Consider the following 16,857-nt stretch of genomic DNA (forward strand, 5'->3'; position numbering starts at 1 on the left):
GGGCCTGGCAGCAGCGTCCCGGCTGCTGCTTCTTCAAGGCGTGTGGGTCTTGCCGTCCGCTCCCTGGCGGGAGCCCTCGATGAGGCGAGCGAATTCCGTGATGCGACGGGCGACCTCCTCGGGATGGGTGAGCTGTACCCAGTGCCCGGCAGTGATCCTGTGCCGTTGAGCACCGGGGGCCCACCGCTCCATGCCCTCCGACAGGACGGGAGTGACGCAGAAATCGTCGGTCGGGATGATGAGCTGGACCGGGACGGTGGTCGGCCGGTTCCGGGGGCGAAGCAGGCGGGGCAGCATGTTGGCGCGGTACAGGGCCGTGCCGCGCACGGCGTCGCGGACCAGCGACGGCGCCGGGTAAGCCGTGTCCTCCGGCATGCCCTGGGAGCCGGTGAGGAAGCGGCGCCAGCGGTGTCCCATGAGTCTCCAGCTCAGCCCGGGCAGCAGCGGAAGGTGGAAGTAGGCGATGTACCAGGAGCGGAGGCCCTGTCGGAGCATGCGCAGCAGATCCGGGTGGCGCGGTCGCAGCCGGGCGCGTATGAGGTGGCCGACGTGATCCAGGCAGGGACCGGAGACAGAGGTGAAGGAGGAGATCCGGCCGTCCAGCCGGGTTCCGGTGACCGACTCCCAGGAGTGGATCGATCCCCAGTCGTGCCCGACGAGATGCACCGGCCGGTCCGGGCTGACCGCGTCGAGAACGGCGGCGAGATCGGACTCCAACCGGTCCATCCGGTAGGCGCGCAGTCCCTTGGGCGCCGACGAGGCGCCGGCGCCACGCACGTCGTACGCGATGACGTGGAAGTGCTCGGCCAGGCGCTCGGCGACCGGTTGCCAGACCGCGCTGGTGTCGGGGTAGCCGTGGACGAGGATGACCGCCGGCCGTCCGGGCGCGCCGCGCCATTCGGTCACGGCCAGCTCGACGTCCGCCGCGGCGATCCTGCGGGTGGTGGGAGTGCTTGTCATGGGGTGACTCCTCGGGTCTTCGCGGCCTCGCCCGGGAAGCTCCCGTAGCGCAGTCCGCCGTGGGAGTACGTGGGCCAGACCGGCCACTGCCGCTTCCAGCGGGCGATCTCCGAGGACGGCAGGATCTGCAGCCAGCGGGGGTCGCGCGGGCTGCGGTCGGCGAGCGTCTTCTCCTTGACCATGGAGTCGTACTGGTCGAGGGAATCCTCAAGGGTGTTGGCGTTGGGGACGATCTCGTGACCGAAGAACCGCGCATGCCGTCTGACCCCGGGGATCCGGGAGAGCTCCGGCTGCCAGTTGTCGGCCGCCACACCGTTCTCCGAGGAGACCCAGATCCCCTCGGGGGTGTTGAGCACAAGGGAGTGGTTGCCGTCGGTGTGGCCGGGCGTCCACAACAGGCTCACGCCGACGCCCAGTTCCACATCTCCGTCGAAGGCGACCACCCGTTCCTCGGGCACACCGTCCATGCCACCGTCGACGTACCAGGCCCACTGCATCGGGTGCGGCGAGGCGAAGGTGCCCAACTCCTTGCGGTGCACCAGCAGGGACGCGCGGGGGAACAACGGCTCAGGCGCGGAGCTCTGCCCGGGGAGCGGCTTGGAACTGCCCATGACCAGGCGGACGTCCTGGACGTGCAGATGGTCGAAGCTGACGAAGTCGACGTCCTCCGGGCGCAGCCCGCACAGGGGCAGCACCTCCTCGGGTTCGTGGTAGTAGCGGGCGAACACCCGGTCGCTGAGGAAGGTGCCTGCCAGCCGCTTGAGTTGGGCGTAGAAGGGGGCGGTGCTCGACCCCGCGGCGACGGTGGGCTCCCAGACCAGCGTCCTGGGCACTCCGTCGAAGCCGTCGAAGTGCACCACCAGCACCCGGTTGACGATGTTGACGATCGGGTTCGGGCCGATCGCGGCACCGTGGAAGGCGTACCGGGTCGGGTACGGCGCCGCTGCGATGTCAAAGCTGCGCACCGCATGGATCCGGCCCTGGCCGCGGAAGCGCTCGCGGTACGCCAGTGCGGCCTCGCGCACGGCCCGCAGCCGGTCGCCTCGGGGCCACACCTCGTGCACGCCCTCGAACTCCGGGATGGTCCGCATCCCGGCGGGTAGGACGTCATCGGGCAGTTGCTGTCCGGTCTTGGGCGCGGTCATGGTGCTGTCCCTTCCTCGGCACCTGTGCCGGTACCGCTGCTGGTGCGTTCGTAGCCCGCGCGGATCGACGGGTCCTTCAGGGCGGTCAGTTGGTCGGGCACCACCAGTCGCAGCCATGCCGCGCGGACCTTGGCCGGCAGCAGCGCGGAGACCCAGGGGACCAGGCCGACGTGCCGCGGTACGAACACCTCGGGCCGGGGGCGGAGGATGACGCGCAGGATCACGTCGGCGACATCCTGCGGGGTCAGACGGCGGGTCGGGCCGGCGCTGGTGCCGATCGCCAGCTCGGTGTCCACGACACCGGGCATGACGACGGACACCTGGACGCCGGTGCCGCGCAGTTCGGCCCGCACCGCGGTGCTGTAACCGTGGACGGCGTGCTTGGTGGCGGCGTATGTCGCCTCGCCCATGGGGGCGACTTTGCTGGCCGCGGACGCGATATTGACGATGTGTCCGGTGCCGCGGTCGCGCATCCGCGGCGCCGCGAGCTTCATCCCGCGCAGCACCCCGTGCACGTTCACGTCGAACTGGCGGAACGCGGTGTGCTCCGCTTCGTCCGCGAACGGGCCGACCCACATGATTCCGGCGTTGTTGACCAGTACGTCGACCGGGCCGAACCGCTCCTCGGCCCGGTCCAGGAACGCCGCGAAGGAAGCGGTGTCCGTGACGTCCAGGGCGAAGCCCGCGGCCTGGCCGCCCGAGGAAGAGGCGATCTCCTTTGCCGCGGTGCGGGCCGAGGCCTCGTCGAGATCACCGAGTGCGACCGCGGCCCCGGCCCTCGCCAGGGTGTCCGCGACGGCTCGGCCGATGCCGCGCCCGGCGCCGGTGATCGCGATCACCCGGCCGGCGAGCGGTGATCTGGCCGAGCGTGACGCCAAGCTCCTCCCCGAGGGGCGTAGCGACTCGTCCGTCATGGTCCTCCGTCCTTGCACGCACCCTGTGGGCCGCCTGCCGAAGCAAATCTGACAAGGGAGAGTGTCAGATTGGTCCGGCATGCTGTCAAGGACTCTGACGGGAAAGGCGATGACGTGGGTGACACAGCACAGCCCGCGGGGCGCCGGTACGGCGGCCGTGACGCGGCACAGCGACGCGAAGAGCGACGGTCACGACTGATCGCCGCCGGCCTGGAGCTGTTCGGCACGGTGGGTTACGCGGGCACTTCCGTGAAGACCGTGTGCCAGGAGGCCGGACTCACCGAGCGGTACTTCTACGAATCCGTCCGCGACCGTGAGGATCTGCTCGCCACGGTCTACGACGAGCTCATCCGCGAAGTCCAGACAGCGACCTTCACCGCTGCGGAGGAGGCCGGCCCCGAACTGGATGCGCAGATCCACGCCGGACTGGACGCGTTCGTCCGGACGCTCACCGACGATCCGCGCAAGGCCCGCGTCATCCTCATCGAGGTCGTCGGCGTCAGTCCCCGCCTCGAGCAGCGCCGCCACGCGGTCATGCACGAGTTCGCCGACTTCATCACCGCCCTCGCCACCCAGCAGCCCGAGACGCCGCACACGGCACAGCTGTCCATGATGGCGATCGCACTCGTCGGCGGCGTCAACGAACTCCTGGTCGACTGGACACTCGGCCGGCAGGAGGGCAGCGTCGAGGAGATCGTCGAACTGTGCACGCTGCTGTTCGTCGCCGCGTACACAGCTGTCGCCCGCCGAGCCTGACCAAGCCGCCACCGGCGCTCGGCACCACTTCCCGACAAAACCTTGGACCCAGGCACCGGTCAGCGCCGCGACTGAGACGGTCGGATGCCGGGGGTGCGTCCCCCGTCGCCGGCGTCACTCACCCAGGGACCTCGTGGACAGTGCGGAAGGCGCGAAGCGTGCGGCTCTTTCTCACCGTCGGGTCGAAGACCAGGTCCCGGTGGAATGGGGCGAGTCCTGGTTGCCACAAATGTCGCCGGTCACCTCTTCGGTTCGGACACGGCGGGATCGGGGTGGTACGGCGTGCGAGGCCGCAGCTTGCGCAGGGAACGGACTCGGCGGTGGCCCACCGTACGTCCGTAGAGGGCCATGAGGCGGTCCGCGCTGCGGACGACGCTGTAGCGCTCGACGGCGGCGGGTACGGGGAGCCTCCGGCGCGCACCGGCCGCGACATGGTCGCGCAAGGCATCGGCCAGCGCGCGGACGCCGGGCGGAATACGGCGCGCTCCGGGGGCGGCGGATGCGGGCAGTTCGTCGAGGGCGGGGCAGGCGGCGTGCAGCACGGGCAGTCCGGCGGCCAGGGCTTCGAGGACGGCGATCCCGAAGGCCTCCTCGGTGGATGGGGAGACGAACACATCCATCGCGGCGAGCAGCCCCGGGATGCCAGAGGGCTTGTCCGCCGTGCTGGCGACGGCGCCGTCGCGCTCGCCGAGCAGCCGGATCCGGCTCGCGGCGCCGAGCCGTTCCGCGAGGAGCTGGAGGGCCGTGCGTTCGGGTCCGTCGCCGACGAGCAGCAGCCGGGCCTCGGGCAGTTCGGCGACGGCCCGCAGCAGAACGTCGTAGCGCTTGCCCGGCACCAGCCGGCCGACTCCCCCGACGACGAAGGCGTGCTCGGGCAGGGCGAGCCGGGCGCGGGCGGCGGCCCGGGCGGCGGGCTCGAACCGGAAGTGCCGGGCATCGATGCCGCCTGGTACCAGGTGGATGCGGTGGCCCGGCACACCCAAGTGACGCAGCCGGTCCGCGACCGTGGCGGAGACAGCGACCGTCCCTGCGCCGAGTCGTTCGGTGGCGAGGTACAGGGCACGGACGGCGGGGGTGATCGGGCGGCCCTCGATATGGGCCTCGCCGAGGGAGTGTTCAGTGGCGAGCACGGCCCGTACGCCGGCCAGCCGAGCGGCGGTCCGGCCGTAGAGGCAGGCCCGGTAGCGGTGGGTGTGGACCAGGTCGTAACTGCCGGTGCGGATCAGTCGCGCCAGGTGGGGCAGCCCGCTCAGGTCGTCGTCACCGCGCATGCACAGATCGATGACGCGGGTACCGTCGCTGCGGATGCCGTGGGCGACTGCCCCGGGTCTGGTGAGCGTCACCACGTCGCAGTGCACGGGCAAATGGCGCAGCAGCAGCCGCAGTTGCTGTTCGGCGCTGCCGGAGCCGAGGCCGGTGATGATGTGGAGCACCCTCATCGGCGATGGTCGGTATGGCGGTCCTGGTCGACGTCGATGTGCGTCATGCGGTCGTCGGGCGTCGGCAGCTCGGCCCGTACGTCCAAGGAATTCCGCATGGCCACTCCTCCGATAATCAGCATGTCAAACAGGGCCAGACGATCGCAGATAGCGAAATCCAAATCACGTGAGACGCGCACAGATGGGCCGACCGTGTCAGCAATCCACCGATCGATGTGCACCGCCGGTGGCATTGCCCAGCTGCCGACGGTCCCGTTCTGACAGAGGCTCATGGCGGCGGTCCTTTGAATCCTCCTTCCGTCGGCCGTCGTGGATCTGACGGACCGCCGGGTCATATGGGCCTGCCGCAGAGCCGGGAATTCGGCCGAATGGGTTTCTTCCAGCGGCCCCCGCGCCGGGCTTCCGGCCGACGCGGGCAAGGCACTCGGCAAGGGACCGTCGCCACTGGCCGAAAATGCCCTCAATCCCCGTGCCGGGCGGGGCATTCCCCACTCTGTCCATGACCGTTCAGCCGCTCCGTCCATGCCCGGCCGATCCCACCATTCCGGTGAGAATTCCGGCTCGGCCACCCGAATTGCCGAGCAGTACGCGCCGAATCCGGGGAACCGTGCACATGATTGGCCGAGCCGTGAAAGATCTCACCGAGGCGACCATGCAGGATGATCGGGCGGCTCTGGAACAACACCATTCCCAAACGGAAAGGAACATGGTGATGAAGCGAATCGCCAAGGCTGCGGCGCTGACCGCCGCCAGCTGTGCACTCGTGGTGGGTGGCGCGGGTGCCGCCATGGCGGACGCAGGGCCCCTCAACGGCCTCGCTGCCGGCTCGCCCGGCCTCCTCAGCGGCAACGTGATTCAGCTCCCGCTCCACACCCCGCTCAACGCCTGCGGGAACGCGCTGGGTCTGCTGAGCCTGCTGAGCCCGGCCTCTGGCAACACCTGCGCCAACATGTGACCTGCCGGGTCGCACTACGGGGCCGCCGGAAGATCTCCGGCGGCCCCGTCCGCGTGCCACCGCCGAACGCCCGAATGAGGTCGGGGCGCCCGTGGAACCCGTCCTCCCCCACGGTTCCTGCGAGGAGGCCATATGATCACTGACCGCCCCCAGCCCGCCGCTGGTCGCCGTGACCTGGACGAGGAGGAACTCGCGTCCCTGGAGGCCCACTGGCGCGCGGCGAACTATCTCAGCGCCGGCCAGCTGTATCTGATGGGCAATCCGCTGCTGCGGGAGCCCCTGACGGCGGACCAGGTCAAGCCGAGGGTGCTCGGACACTGGGGCACCTGTCCGGGGCTCAACCTGGTGTACACGCACCTCAACCGGGTGATCAAGGCGCGCGGCCTGGAGGCACTGTGCATCTGGGGCCCGGGCCACGGCGCACCGGCGGTACTCGCGAACACCTGGCTGGACGGCACCTACTCACAGATCTATCCGGATGTGAGCCGCGATGCGGCAGGCATGGCGCGGCTGTTCCGCCAGTTCTCCTTCCCCGGAGGCGTGCCCAGCCACGTCGCTCCCGAGACGCCGGGCTCCATCCACGAGGGCGGCGAGCTGGGCTACTCGCTCGCGCACGCGTACGGCGCGGCGCTGGACCACCCCGGCCTGCTGGTGGCCTGTGTGATCGGCGACGGCGAGGCCGAGACCGGTCCCCTCTCCGCCTCCTGGCAGGCGAACAACTTCCTGGACCCCGTCCACGACGGCGCGGTGCTGCCGATCCTGCACCTCAATGGCTACAAGATCGCAAACCCGACGGTCCTGGCCCGGCTCCCGGAAGAGCAGCTGGATGAGCTGCTGCGCGGCTACGGCCACGAGCCGCTGTACGTCACCGGGGACGACCCGCGTCAGGTGCACCGGGACATGGCGCTCGCCATGGACCAGGCCCTGGACCGGATCGCCGCCCACCAGCGGGCCGCGCGCGAGGACGGCGTGACCGAGCGGCCGCGGTGGCCCGTCATCGTGCTGCGTACACCCAAGGGCTGGACCGGCCCCCGGGAGGTGGACGGCAAGCCCGTGGAGGGCACCTGGCGCTCCCACCAGGTGCCGCTGGCCGGGGTGCGCGAGGATCCCGTACGGCTGCGGCAGCTTGAGGAGTGGCTTCGCTCGTACCGGCCCGAGGAGTTGTTCGACGAGGAGGGACGGCCCCGGCCGCTTTTGCTGGAGCGCGTCCCGGAGGGCGACGCCCGGCTCGGCACCTCACCGTACGCCAACGGCGGGCGGCTGCTGCGGGCGCTACCCATCCCGCCGTTGGAAGAGTACGCCGTGCCGGTCGGCGAGCCCGGGGCCACACTGCACGAGCCGACACGCGTGCTCGGCAGGCTGCTCACCGGGATCATGGCCGCGACCGAGGAGCGCCGGGACTTCCGCGTCATGGGCCCGGACGAGACCGATTCCAACCGGCTGAATGCGCTGTACGAGGTCACCGGCAAGGCGTGGCAGGGCCCGCTGCTCGAGACCGACGAGCACCTGGCGCGCGATGGCCGGGTGATGGAGGTCCTCTCCGAACACCTCTGCGAGGGCTGGCTGGAGAGCTATCTGCTGACCGGCCGGCACGGTTTCTTCTCCTCCTACGAGGCGTTCGTGCACATCGTCGCCTCGATGGTCAACCAGCACATCAAGTGGCTGACAACCGCCCGGCGCGTGCCCTGGCGCCTGCCGGTCGCCTCACTCAACTGCCTGCTCACCTCGCATGTGTGGCGGCAGGACCACAACGGCTTCTCACACCAGGACCCCGGCTTCGTCGACCATGTTCTCAACAAGAGTCCGGAGGTGGTACGGGTGTATCTGCCGCCGGACACCAACACCCTCCTCGCGGTGGCCGAGCATGTGCTGCAGACCCGCGACTACGTGAACGTGGTCGTGGCGGGCAAGCAGCCCTGCTTCGACTGGCTGGGCCTGGAGGAGGCGCGGGCCCACTGTGCCCGCGGCGCCGGGACGTGGGACTGGGCGGGCACCGAAGACGGCAGCCGCGAGCCGGATGTGGTGCTGGCCTGCGCTGGCGACGTGCCCACCCAGGAGGCCCTGGCGGCCGCCAAGCTGCTCCGCGAGCGGCTGCCCGAGCTGGCCGTGCGCGTCGTCAACGTCGTGGACATGACCCGGCTGATGCCCAGGGAGTCGCATCCGCACGGGATGCCGGACGCCGAGTACGACGCTGTGTTCACCCGCGACCGGCCAGTGATCTTCGCGTACCACGGCTATCCATGGCTGATCCACCGGCTCACCTACCGGCGCGCGGGCCACGAGCGGCTGCATGTGCGCGGCTACCAGGAGTCGGGCACCACGACGACGCCGTTCGACATGGTGCTCCGCAACGACCTGGACCGCTACCGCCTGGTGATGGACGTCATCGACCGAGTGCCGGGCCTGGATGTGCGGGCCGTGTCCGTACGGCAGGACATGGCCGATGCCCGTACCCGGCACCACGCGTGGATCCGCGAACACGGCACGGATCTGCCGGAGGTCGCGAACTGGTCCTGGTCGGGCTGATGCCCAGCAGTGTCAGTGCCGGTACATCTCCTCGATCTCCGCCGCGAACGCCTTGACGATCGCGCCGCGCCGGAGTTTCAGCGAGGGCGTCAGGAAGCCGTCGGCCATGGTGAACTCCTTCGGCAGGATCCGGAAGGCGCGAATGGACTCGGCCCGGGAGACCGCGGTGTTCGCCGAGGTGACCGCGCGGTGGATCTCATCGCGGAGGTCCTCGTCACCGGCCGGCTGCCCCATGCCCTCCTGCTGTTTACGGTGCAGCCGCCAGTAGCCCAGCGCCTCCGGGTCCAGGGTCACCAGGGCGGAGACGAACGGCCGGTTGTCCCCCACGACCACGCACTGCGACACCAGCGGATGGGCCCTCAGCCGCTCCTCCAGCACCGCCGGGGCGACGCTCTTGCCGCCGCTGGTGATGATGATGTCCTTCTTCCGCCCGGTGATGGTCAGATAGCCTTCCTCGTCGAAGGATCCGACGTCGCCGGTGGCGAACCAGCCGTCGCGCATCACCGCCTCGGTGCCTGCCCGGTCGTCGAGGTAGCCGGCGAACACCAGGTCGCCGCGCACCCAGATCTCCCCGTCCCAGGCGATACGGATCGAGATGCCGGGCAGCGGCCGGCCCACGGTGCCGAATTTGAGGCGTCCGAGCGGCTGGCCGGTCACCGAGGCGGAGGTCTCGGTGAGGCCGTAGCCCTCGTAGATGCTGATGCCGGCGCCGGCGAAGACCAGGCCCAGGTGACGGCTGAGGGGCGACCCGCCGGAGACCGCGTAGCGGGCGCGGCCGCCCATCACCGCGCGCATCCGCTGGTACACCGCACGGTCGTAGAAGGCGTGCTGGGCCCTGAGCTTGGGGCCGGGCCCCAGGCCGGTGCCCAGGCTCCGCCGCTCCACGGCTTCGGCATACCGGATCGCTACCTTCACCGCTCGTTCGAAAATCTCCCCGCGGCCCGCCTCATGGGCCACCCGGCGCGCGCGCTCGAGCAGCTTCTCGAAGAAGTACGGCACGGCGTACAGGAACGTCGGCCGGAAGGAGGCGAGCGCTGGCAGTAAGGCGTCGGCTGTGATGTCCGGCTGGTGACCCAGCCGGACGCCGAAGCGCATACAGCTCACCTGGACCATCAGGCCGTAGACATGGGAGAGCGGCAGGAAGGCCAGGACGGAGGGCTGTTCCCCCGGCTCGGCGAGGACCGGCCGCCAGCCCGTGACCAGCGTGTCGCACTCCAACGCCAGGTTGGCATGGGTGATGACGCAGCCCTTGGGCCGGCCGGTGGTGCCCGAGGTGTACGCGATGACGGCGGCCATCCCTGGTGTCACCGACCAGCGGCGCTGGTGCACTTCCGCATCCGGCACCCGCAGGCCGTGCCCGGTAAGCTCCGCCACACAGTCCGCGTCCAGCTGCCAGATGTAGCGCAGCTCCGGCAGGCTGTCGCACACGGCGCCCACCGTCATCGCGTCGTCCTCCTGCTCGACCACGATGGCGACGGCCCGCGAGTCGTACAGGATCCAGTGCACCTGCTCCGCGGAGGAGGTGGGGTAGACGGGAACGAGCTGGGCGCCGACCGCCCAGACGGCGTAGCTGAAGAGCGTCCACTCGTAGCGCGTACGGGCCATCAGCGCGACCCGGTCGCCGAAGCCGATGCCGCCTGCCAGCAGGCCCTTCGCCAGGGCGAGGACCTCGTCGCGGAAGGCGGCCGCGGTCACATCGGACCAGCGCACCTCCACCTCGTCATCCTCGCCGCCATACCGCCGCGACAGTTGCGGCAGTGCCGGATCTCGCTCGGCCACCTCGAACACCGAGTCGGCAAGACCCCCCGATCGCAGCGTTTCCACCAACGGCGGAAGGCTGAACTGGCGCACCGCGGCCCCCTTTCAAACCCCTCCGACCGTGCGGTACGGGCGGCGGGAAGCGGAAAAATACCGGTCAACCTTCCCGATTGCCTAGGGTTGTGACGCAGCGGTCTTCTCCAACTGGAAGGCCTCATTCCGCAGGCCGATCCGCGCGTGCAGCTCGGGCCTGACCGAGCGCAGCACGAGTCCGTAGGCCAGGCCGAGGACGACGGCCGCGCCGATGCATCCGGGAAGCGTCCAGCGCAGCGCGGAGGTGGGGTCGGCGCCCAGCAGCACGGAGAAGTCCTTGACCGTGTATACGGCGATGACCAGCAGCGCGACTCCGGCGATGCCCGCGCACACCAGCCGCCGGGCCTGTGCGGCGCCCGCTCCGCGCTTGACGAAGAAAGCGATGACGGCGGCGCAGGAGGCCGCCATGAGCACGATGATGCCGAGCGCGCCGACATTGCCGGCCCAGGTGAACAGCTGCAGCACCGGTGCGGTCGGGTCGCCCTGCGGATTCTTGTCGCCGATCGCGAAGGCCACGACCGCGATCACGGACACCACGGTCTGCAGCAGCGATCCGTGGGCGGCGGCGCCGCTGGGCCGGTTGGTCCGTCCGAAAGCACTCGGGAGCAGACCCTCGCGGCCCATGGCGAAGGCGTACCGGGCGACGACGTTGTGGAGGCTGAGCATGGCGGCGAACATCCCGGTCACGAAGAGGATGTGCAGGGCGTCGACGAAGGGTCCGCCGAGGCGTGCCTCGGTGAGGGTGAAGAGCAGGGCGGGGCCCGCCTTCCGGGCGCCCGCCACCACCTGCGACGGGCCGGCAGCCACGGTCATCGCCCAGGAGCTGAACGCCAGGAACAGCGCGATGAAGCCGACGGCGAGGAACGTCGCCCGGGCGACGAGGACATGCGGGCGGCTGGTCTCCTCCGCGTAGACAGCGGACTGCTCGAATCCCGTGAAGGAGGCGATGCAGAAGCACAGTGCGGTGCCGAGTCCGGCGCCGGCGAGCGTGTGCGGGTTGAAGGCGTGGAAGGACAGGCCGTCCGGGCCGGGTTCGGTGATCCCGGCGATGTCGACGACAACGACCAGCAGTATCTCGGTGATCAGCAGAACTCCGAGCACCTTGGCATTGATGTCGATTTTGAGCCAGCCCAGTATGCCGACGACGGCCACGCCGCCGAGAGCGGGTATCCACCAGGCGACCGACACCCGGAGGTAGGTGTCGAGCAGCGAGGAGAGCTCGAAGCCGAAGAGGCCGTAGATCCCGAACTGCAGGGCACTGTAGGCGACAAGCGCCACTATGGAGGCGGCAGTTCCGGCGGTGCCGCCAAGACCGCGGGCGATATAGGCGTAGAAGGCACCGGCGTTGTGCACATGCCGGCTCAGCTCCGCGTAGCCGACGCTGAACAGCACCAGCACCACTCCGAGGATCACAAACAGCAGCGGCTGCCCGACGATCCCCATCACCGCGAACGTGGTGGGCATGACGCCCGCCACCACCATCAGGGGCGCGCCGGCGGCGAGCAGCGACAGCAGAAGCCCTGCCAGCCCGATCCGGCCGGCGTGCAGCGCCCGGTCCTGGCCCTTGAACGTACTGATGTCTCGCGTACTGTCCGTCAGCATGGCCGCACGATCCTTCCCTGAGGACGAAAGTGGGGATTGCGTTATGAGGAGCCGAGTACGGCGCTGCGCGCGGCCGTGAAGACCTTCTTGGGGTCCTGGTCCGGATAGCACCACGGGGCCCGGGCGGCGTACCGGCCGATCTTGTCGAACAGGGCCGCGGCCTCACACAGGCGGCCTTGGTGGAACGTCGCATACGCCAGGTGGTTGAGATCGACCATCCGGCGCGGGTGGCCCTCGGCGTCCCATTCCAGCCACCAGTCGAACGCGGCCTTCAGCACCTGGCGGGCCCGTCGGGTGGTCCAGTGCCCGGAGTAACGGGGGTCGGCCGGTTCGATGCCGGCCTCGGCGAGGACGCGGTAGCGCTCGGTGTGGGCGATGACCGGCAGGACGGCGAGCGGTGAGTCGGCGGGTGCCTGTTCGGCTGCCCAGACGGCGAAGTCGTACACCTCGTGGAACGGGTCGCTCGCTTTGCCCGGCTGACGTTCCGCCAGGCACTTCGTCATCAGGTGGTGGGCGTGGTGGTGCTCGCGGTGACGGCCGCGCACCTGGTCGAAGATGTGCAGCCGCTCGTCGGGGGTGCCGGTGCGGCCGGCGAGGATCAGCAGGCCCAGCCAGGGCGAGGGGTCGGCCGGAGCCATCCGGGCCGCTGCCCGGCACGCGTCGCGCGCCGCGTCAGGGCTGTCCTTGCCGCTCAGCGCCCGGAAGACGGTGGCGATGGCGAGCAGGCAGGCGGCGTCCGCACTGTCCGGTTCGGCGAGCAGCCAGTCACGGGTCCAGACCGCGGTGGCCGGTCGCCCGGCGAGCACGACGAGCCGGTGGCCGCGCCGGTCCCAGTCGTCGCCGGTGTGCGCCAACAGCGCGCGGACCTCGGTCCACCGGCCCTGGGCGAGGGCATCCCGGGCGGCGGCGAGCGCGCTGTCGTCGAGTGCGTCGTCGAAGGTGAGCCTGTCCCGCTTACGCGGTCGGCCCAGGGGTGGGGGTGGTGGAGGGGGAGTCATCCGCGGGCTGCCTCCACGGCATACGCCATTGTCTGCCCACGGCGGGGCGTTCTGATGGGGGGTCGTCGGCTGCTGTCGGAATGCGGCGGTCAGCGCGCATGGAACGATGGCCAGTGATCACGCACAGCAAACCGGTAGTCACTGCTCCGCGTCAAGGCCGAAAACTAACTGCGCACTACACCCTGCTTATTCGTTCAGAGGTTGATAGCAGGCGCTCATGGTGTGTCAGTTGCCGCCCGGAACAGGCCGGCTGACCGCCACGGGCCTTCAGCCGCGGGTACCGACCCGCACCAGGAAAGGTCAGCCGACCGCCTTGGCCGCGGCCCTGCCCGCCGTACGGCCCGAGAACAGGCAGCCGCCGAGGAAGGTGCCCTCCAGCGAGCGGTAGCCGTGCACCCCGCCACCGCCGAATCCGGCCACCTCACCCGCCGCGTAGACGCCCGGCAGCGGCTCGCCTCCGGCGGTCAGGACGCGGGAGGAGAGGTCGGTCTCGATGCCGCCGAGGCTCTTGCGGGTGATGATGTTCAGCCGTACGGCGATCAGCGGGCTCGCCTTCGGGTCGAGGATGCGGTGCGGGGCGGCGGTACGGATCAGCCGGTCGCCGAGGTACTTCCGGGCCCCGTGCACGGCCGTGACCTGGAGGTCCTTGGTGAAGGGGTTGGTGATCTCCCGGTCCCGCGCGGTGATCTCCCGGCGCAGCTCGGCCTCGTCGATCAGCGGTTCCTTGGTGAGTGCGTTCATGCCCTGTACGAGCGCGCTCAGGTCCCGCTCGACGATGAAGTCCACGCCGTGGTCCATGAACGCCTTGACGGGCCCGGGGACTTCGGCACGCGCCCGGTCGAGCACACCGCGGACGCTGCGCCCGGTCAGGTCCGGGTTCTGCTCGGAGCCGGAGAGCGCGAACTCCTTGCCGATGATGCGCTGATTCAGGACGAACCACGTGTAGTCATAGCCGGTTCGCATGATGTGCTCGAGCGTGCCGAGGGTGTCGAAGCCGGGGAACAGCGGTACGGGAAGCCGTCGGCCGCGGGCGTCGAGCCACAGCGACGACGGGCCGGGCAGAATGCGGATGCCGTGCCGCGCCCAGATCGGGTTCCAGTTCTCGATGCCCTCGGTGTAGTGCCACATCCGGTCGCGGTTGATGATCCGGGCGCCGGCGGCCTCGGCGACACCGAGCATCTTGCCGTCGACATGTGCGGGCACGCCGGACAGCATCCGCTCCGGCGGAGTGCCCAGCCGCTGCGGCCAGTTGCTGCGTACCAGGTCATGGTTGCCGCCGATGCCGCCAGAGGTGACGACCACCGCCTGGGCGCGCAGCTCGAAGGAGCCCACGACCTCACGGCTGCTGGCCGTACCGCGCTCGGCGTCGCTCGGCTGAAGGATCTCGCCGCTGACGGTGTCCACGGACCCGGCCGTCCGGGAGAGCCCGGTGACCCGGTGCCTGAAGCGCAGGTCGACCAGGCCGCGGGCGGCGGCCTCCCGTACCCGCCGCTCGAAGGGCTCGACGAGGCCGGGGCCGGTGCCCCAGGTGATGTGGAAGCGGGGCACGGAGTTGCCGTGTCCCGTGGCGTCGTAACCGCCGCGCTCCGCCCAGCCGACGACTGGGAAGAACCGCACGCCCTGCGCATGCAGCCAGGCCCGCTTCTCACCCGCGGCGAAGTCGACGTACGCCTCGGCCCAGCGACGCGGCCAGTGGTCCTCGGGGCGGTCGAACCCGGCGGTGCCCAGCCAGTCCTGCCAGGCGAGCTCATGGCTGTCGCGTATGCGCATCCGGCGCTGCTCGGGCGAGTCGACGAAGAACAGCCCGCCGAAGGACCAGTGTGCCTGGCCGCCGAGTGCGGCCTCCGGCTCCTGGTCGAGCAGCATCACGCGGCGGCCCGCGTCGGCGAGCTCCGCGGTGGCCGCGAGCCCGGCGAGGCCCGTCCCGATCACGATCACATCGGCGTCGTATGCCATGGGTTCCGTCCTCGTGGGGGCGGCGCGTCCGGTACGCGGCGCCTCGGCTCGGGCCGACCGGTCTGGCTCGGCTCGCCTCCGGGCGCTCGGACCCGGTGTCGACTCCCCCTGGGGGCACCTCCCGGGCCGTCAGGCCCAGGGGGACTACCGCTGGGAGGCGCCCCCACCTCGACACTGCGCCTCTGTCGCTCGTTCCTCGCTCCGTCGCTTGGTCTCGTCGCTCTCGACACCGGCGCGCCCTTCGGCTCGCTCGCAATCTTCGGTTTGGCCGGGCATCACGTCAACCGTTCGGTAACTCCCTGGCGCGGGCGGCGCCGCACCGCGCTGGTTGGATGGGCGCCATGGCTGCTGACGAACTGCTGGACATCGTGGACGAACAGGACCGGGTCGTCGGGCAGGCGCCGCGCGGCGAGATGTATGCGCGGCGGCTGCGGCACCGGTGCGTCTTCGTCCTGGCGCGGGATGGCCAGGACCGGGTGTTCGTACACCGCCGGACGCGGACGAAGCTGGTCTTCCCGTCGCTGTACGACATGTTCGTCGGCGGGGTGGTCGGCGCGGGCGAGTCGTACGACGAGGCGGCGCTGCGCGAGGCGGAGGAGGAGCTGGGGGTTTCCGGTCTGCCCCGGCCCGTACCGCTGTTCAAGTTTCTGTACGAGACGCCGGAGCACACCTGGTGGTCGTACGTCTACGAGGTCCGCTGCGAGCTGCCCGTCCGCCCCCAGGCGGAGGAGGTCGCCTGGCACGCCTTCCTCACGGAGGAGGAGCTGGAGCGCAGGCTGCCGGAGTGGGAGTGGGTACCGGACGGGCGCGAGGCGTTCGACCGGCTGCGGGTGTGGCGCGCCACGCGCGCGTGAGCGCGGGGCAGGCGCGACCGCCCGGGTACCGCCGAGTGGCCCGCCGGGTAGGGTGCCAGCCATGATCGTGTCCGTGAAGGCCGTCTCCGGGAAGCTGCGGGCGATCGCCGCCGATGTCCGGCTGTGGTTTACGCCCGGGCGGGTCGGCGCGGAGGGCCAGACGCCCGACTATCGCTTCTCGCTGGCGAACGAGCGCACGTTCCTCGCCTGGTTGCGCACCGCGCTCGCGCTGGTCGGCGGCGGCTTCGCGGTGGCCCAGTTCCTCGCCGATCTGCACCGGAACCTGCGGGTGACGCTCGCCGCGCTGCTGCTGGTGGGCGGGGCGATGTGTGCCATACGGGCGGTGAACCACTGGGTGTGCTGCGAGCGGGCGATGCGCCGCGGCCAGAATCTGCCGATCAGCCGTTTCCCCACCATGCTGGCGCTCGCGCTGGCGGCGCTCGCGCTGGCGATGGTGGTCGCCGTGACCATCGGGTGGTCCCGGTAGTGGGCCGGGCGGAGCCGCCACGGCGGGATCCCGGCCTGCAGCCGGAGCGCACCCGGCTGGCGTGGCGGCGTACGACGCTGGCGCTCGCGGTCGTGGAGGTGCTCGGTGTGCGGCAGGCACTGCATGGGGGCTTGTCGCCGGCAGCCGCAGTGGCGGTGGCCGGACTCGTGCTCGTACTGCTGGGCTTCCTGGTGGTGGCGCACCGGCGGATCCAGGCGCTCGGGGACCCGCGACCGCCCCTGCTGGCCGCGCGGACGGCCGCGGTCGCGGCGGGCTGCACCGTCGCCCTGGCGGTCTTCGGCGCGGCGCTCGTGCGCTGAGTCAGGGGCGGGGGCCCAACCTGCCTACTAGTCCCGCGTCAGCCAGGGTTTGCCCGGTAGCGAGGTGACCTGGTGCGGTCAGCTGCAAGGCGCC

General features: G+C 70.6%; 14 protein-coding genes. 6 read left to right on the forward strand and 8 right to left on the reverse strand.

What is annotated here, in order from left to right:
* Positions 1-33: 33 nt before the first annotated feature.
* Genes ACY34J_RS06090 through ACY34J_RS06100 form a run of 3 tightly spaced genes read right to left on the reverse strand, consistent with a single transcriptional unit; the run spans position 34 to position 2,983 of the window.
* On the reverse strand, positions 34-960 hold the full coding sequence (locus ACY34J_RS06090) for an alpha/beta fold hydrolase (protein WP_462725500.1): 927 nt from the start codon (positions 958-960) through the stop codon (positions 34-36).
* Complete coding sequence (locus ACY34J_RS06095) at positions 957-2,105, reverse strand: MBL fold metallo-hydrolase (protein WP_462725499.1); 1,149 nt, start codon at positions 2,103-2,105, stop codon at positions 957-959. The genes ACY34J_RS06090 and ACY34J_RS06095 overlap by 4 nt, the downstream gene beginning before the upstream one ends.
* The gene (locus ACY34J_RS06100; RefSeq protein ID WP_462725498.1) at positions 2,102-2,983 is read right to left on the reverse strand and encodes an SDR family oxidoreductase; all 882 of its coding nucleotides are present in this window, start codon (positions 2,981-2,983) and stop codon (positions 2,102-2,104) included. Before ACY34J_RS06100 ends, ACY34J_RS06095 begins: the two co-directional genes overlap by 4 nt.
* Positions 2,984-3,133: 150 nt before the next feature.
* Here ACY34J_RS06100 and ACY34J_RS06105 point away from each other — a divergent pair, with 150 nt between their 5' ends.
* On the forward strand, positions 3,134-3,775 hold the full coding sequence (locus ACY34J_RS06105; protein ID WP_462725497.1) for a TetR/AcrR family transcriptional regulator: 642 nt from the start codon (positions 3,134-3,136) through the stop codon (positions 3,773-3,775).
* A gap of 239 nt (positions 3,776-4,014) precedes the next feature.
* Here ACY34J_RS06105 and ACY34J_RS06110 read toward each other — a convergent pair whose 3' ends face one another.
* Positions 4,015-5,214 carry a glycosyltransferase gene (locus ACY34J_RS06110; protein ID WP_462725496.1) on the reverse strand — a complete coding sequence of 400 codons (1,200 nt, stop codon included), beginning with the start codon at positions 5,212-5,214 and terminating at the stop codon, positions 4,015-4,017.
* A gap of 628 nt (positions 5,215-5,842) precedes the next feature.
* On the opposite strand from ACY34J_RS06110, the gene ACY34J_RS06115 reads away from it, so the two are divergent.
* Together ACY34J_RS06115 and ACY34J_RS06120 are read left to right on the forward strand one after the other, a co-directional pair.
* Positions 5,843-6,169, forward strand: a complete 327-nt coding sequence (locus ACY34J_RS06115) for a chaplin (protein WP_462725495.1) — start codon at positions 5,843-5,845, stop codon at positions 6,167-6,169.
* A 132-nt stretch (positions 6,170-6,301) separates the two neighbouring features.
* Entirely contained in the window at positions 6,302-8,695 is a 2,394-nt protein-coding gene (locus ACY34J_RS06120) for a phosphoketolase family protein (RefSeq protein ID WP_462725494.1), read from the forward strand.
* Positions 8,696-8,707: 12 nt separating this feature from the next.
* Here ACY34J_RS06120 and ACY34J_RS06125 read toward each other — a convergent pair whose 3' ends face one another.
* The 4 genes from ACY34J_RS06125 to ACY34J_RS06140 all read right to left on the reverse strand — a co-directional run bounded on the left by ACY34J_RS06125 (position 8,708) and on the right by ACY34J_RS06140 (position 15,102).
* On the reverse strand, positions 8,708-10,546 hold the full coding sequence (locus tag ACY34J_RS06125; RefSeq protein WP_462725493.1) for an AMP-dependent synthetase/ligase: 1,839 nt from the start codon (positions 10,544-10,546) through the stop codon (positions 8,708-8,710).
* Between the two features lie 81 nt (positions 10,547-10,627).
* Positions 10,628-12,148, reverse strand: a complete 1,521-nt coding sequence (locus tag ACY34J_RS06130; RefSeq protein ID WP_462725492.1) for an APC family permease — start codon at positions 12,146-12,148, stop codon at positions 10,628-10,630.
* Positions 12,149-12,189: 41 nt separating this feature from the next.
* Complete coding sequence (locus ACY34J_RS06135) at positions 12,190-13,146, reverse strand: hypothetical protein (protein WP_462725491.1); 957 nt, start codon at positions 13,144-13,146, stop codon at positions 12,190-12,192.
* A gap of 300 nt (positions 13,147-13,446) precedes the next feature.
* Positions 13,447-15,102 carry an FAD-binding dehydrogenase gene (locus ACY34J_RS06140; protein WP_462725490.1) on the reverse strand — a complete coding sequence of 552 codons (1,656 nt, stop codon included), beginning with the start codon at positions 15,100-15,102 and terminating at the stop codon, positions 13,447-13,449.
* A gap of 341 nt (positions 15,103-15,443) precedes the next feature.
* On the opposite strand from ACY34J_RS06140, the gene ACY34J_RS06145 reads away from it, so the two are divergent.
* The 3 genes from ACY34J_RS06145 to ACY34J_RS06155 all read left to right on the forward strand — a co-directional run bounded on the left by ACY34J_RS06145 (position 15,444) and on the right by ACY34J_RS06155 (position 16,763).
* Positions 15,444-15,956, forward strand: coding sequence for an NUDIX domain-containing protein (locus ACY34J_RS06145; protein ID WP_462725489.1), 513 nt, complete (start codon positions 15,444-15,446; stop codon positions 15,954-15,956).
* 61 nt (positions 15,957-16,017) lie between these two features.
* Positions 16,018-16,443, forward strand: a complete 426-nt coding sequence (locus ACY34J_RS06150; RefSeq protein ID WP_462725488.1) for a YidH family protein — start codon at positions 16,018-16,020, stop codon at positions 16,441-16,443.
* A complete protein-coding gene (locus tag ACY34J_RS06155; RefSeq protein ID WP_462725487.1) occupies positions 16,431-16,763 on the forward strand; it encodes a DUF202 domain-containing protein in 333 nt (110 codons plus the stop codon). Before ACY34J_RS06150 ends, ACY34J_RS06155 begins: the two co-directional genes overlap by 13 nt.
* Positions 16,764-16,857 lie beyond the last annotated feature (94 nt).

The sequence above is a fragment of the Streptomyces sp. HSS9-12 genome, from assembly GCF_054963655.1.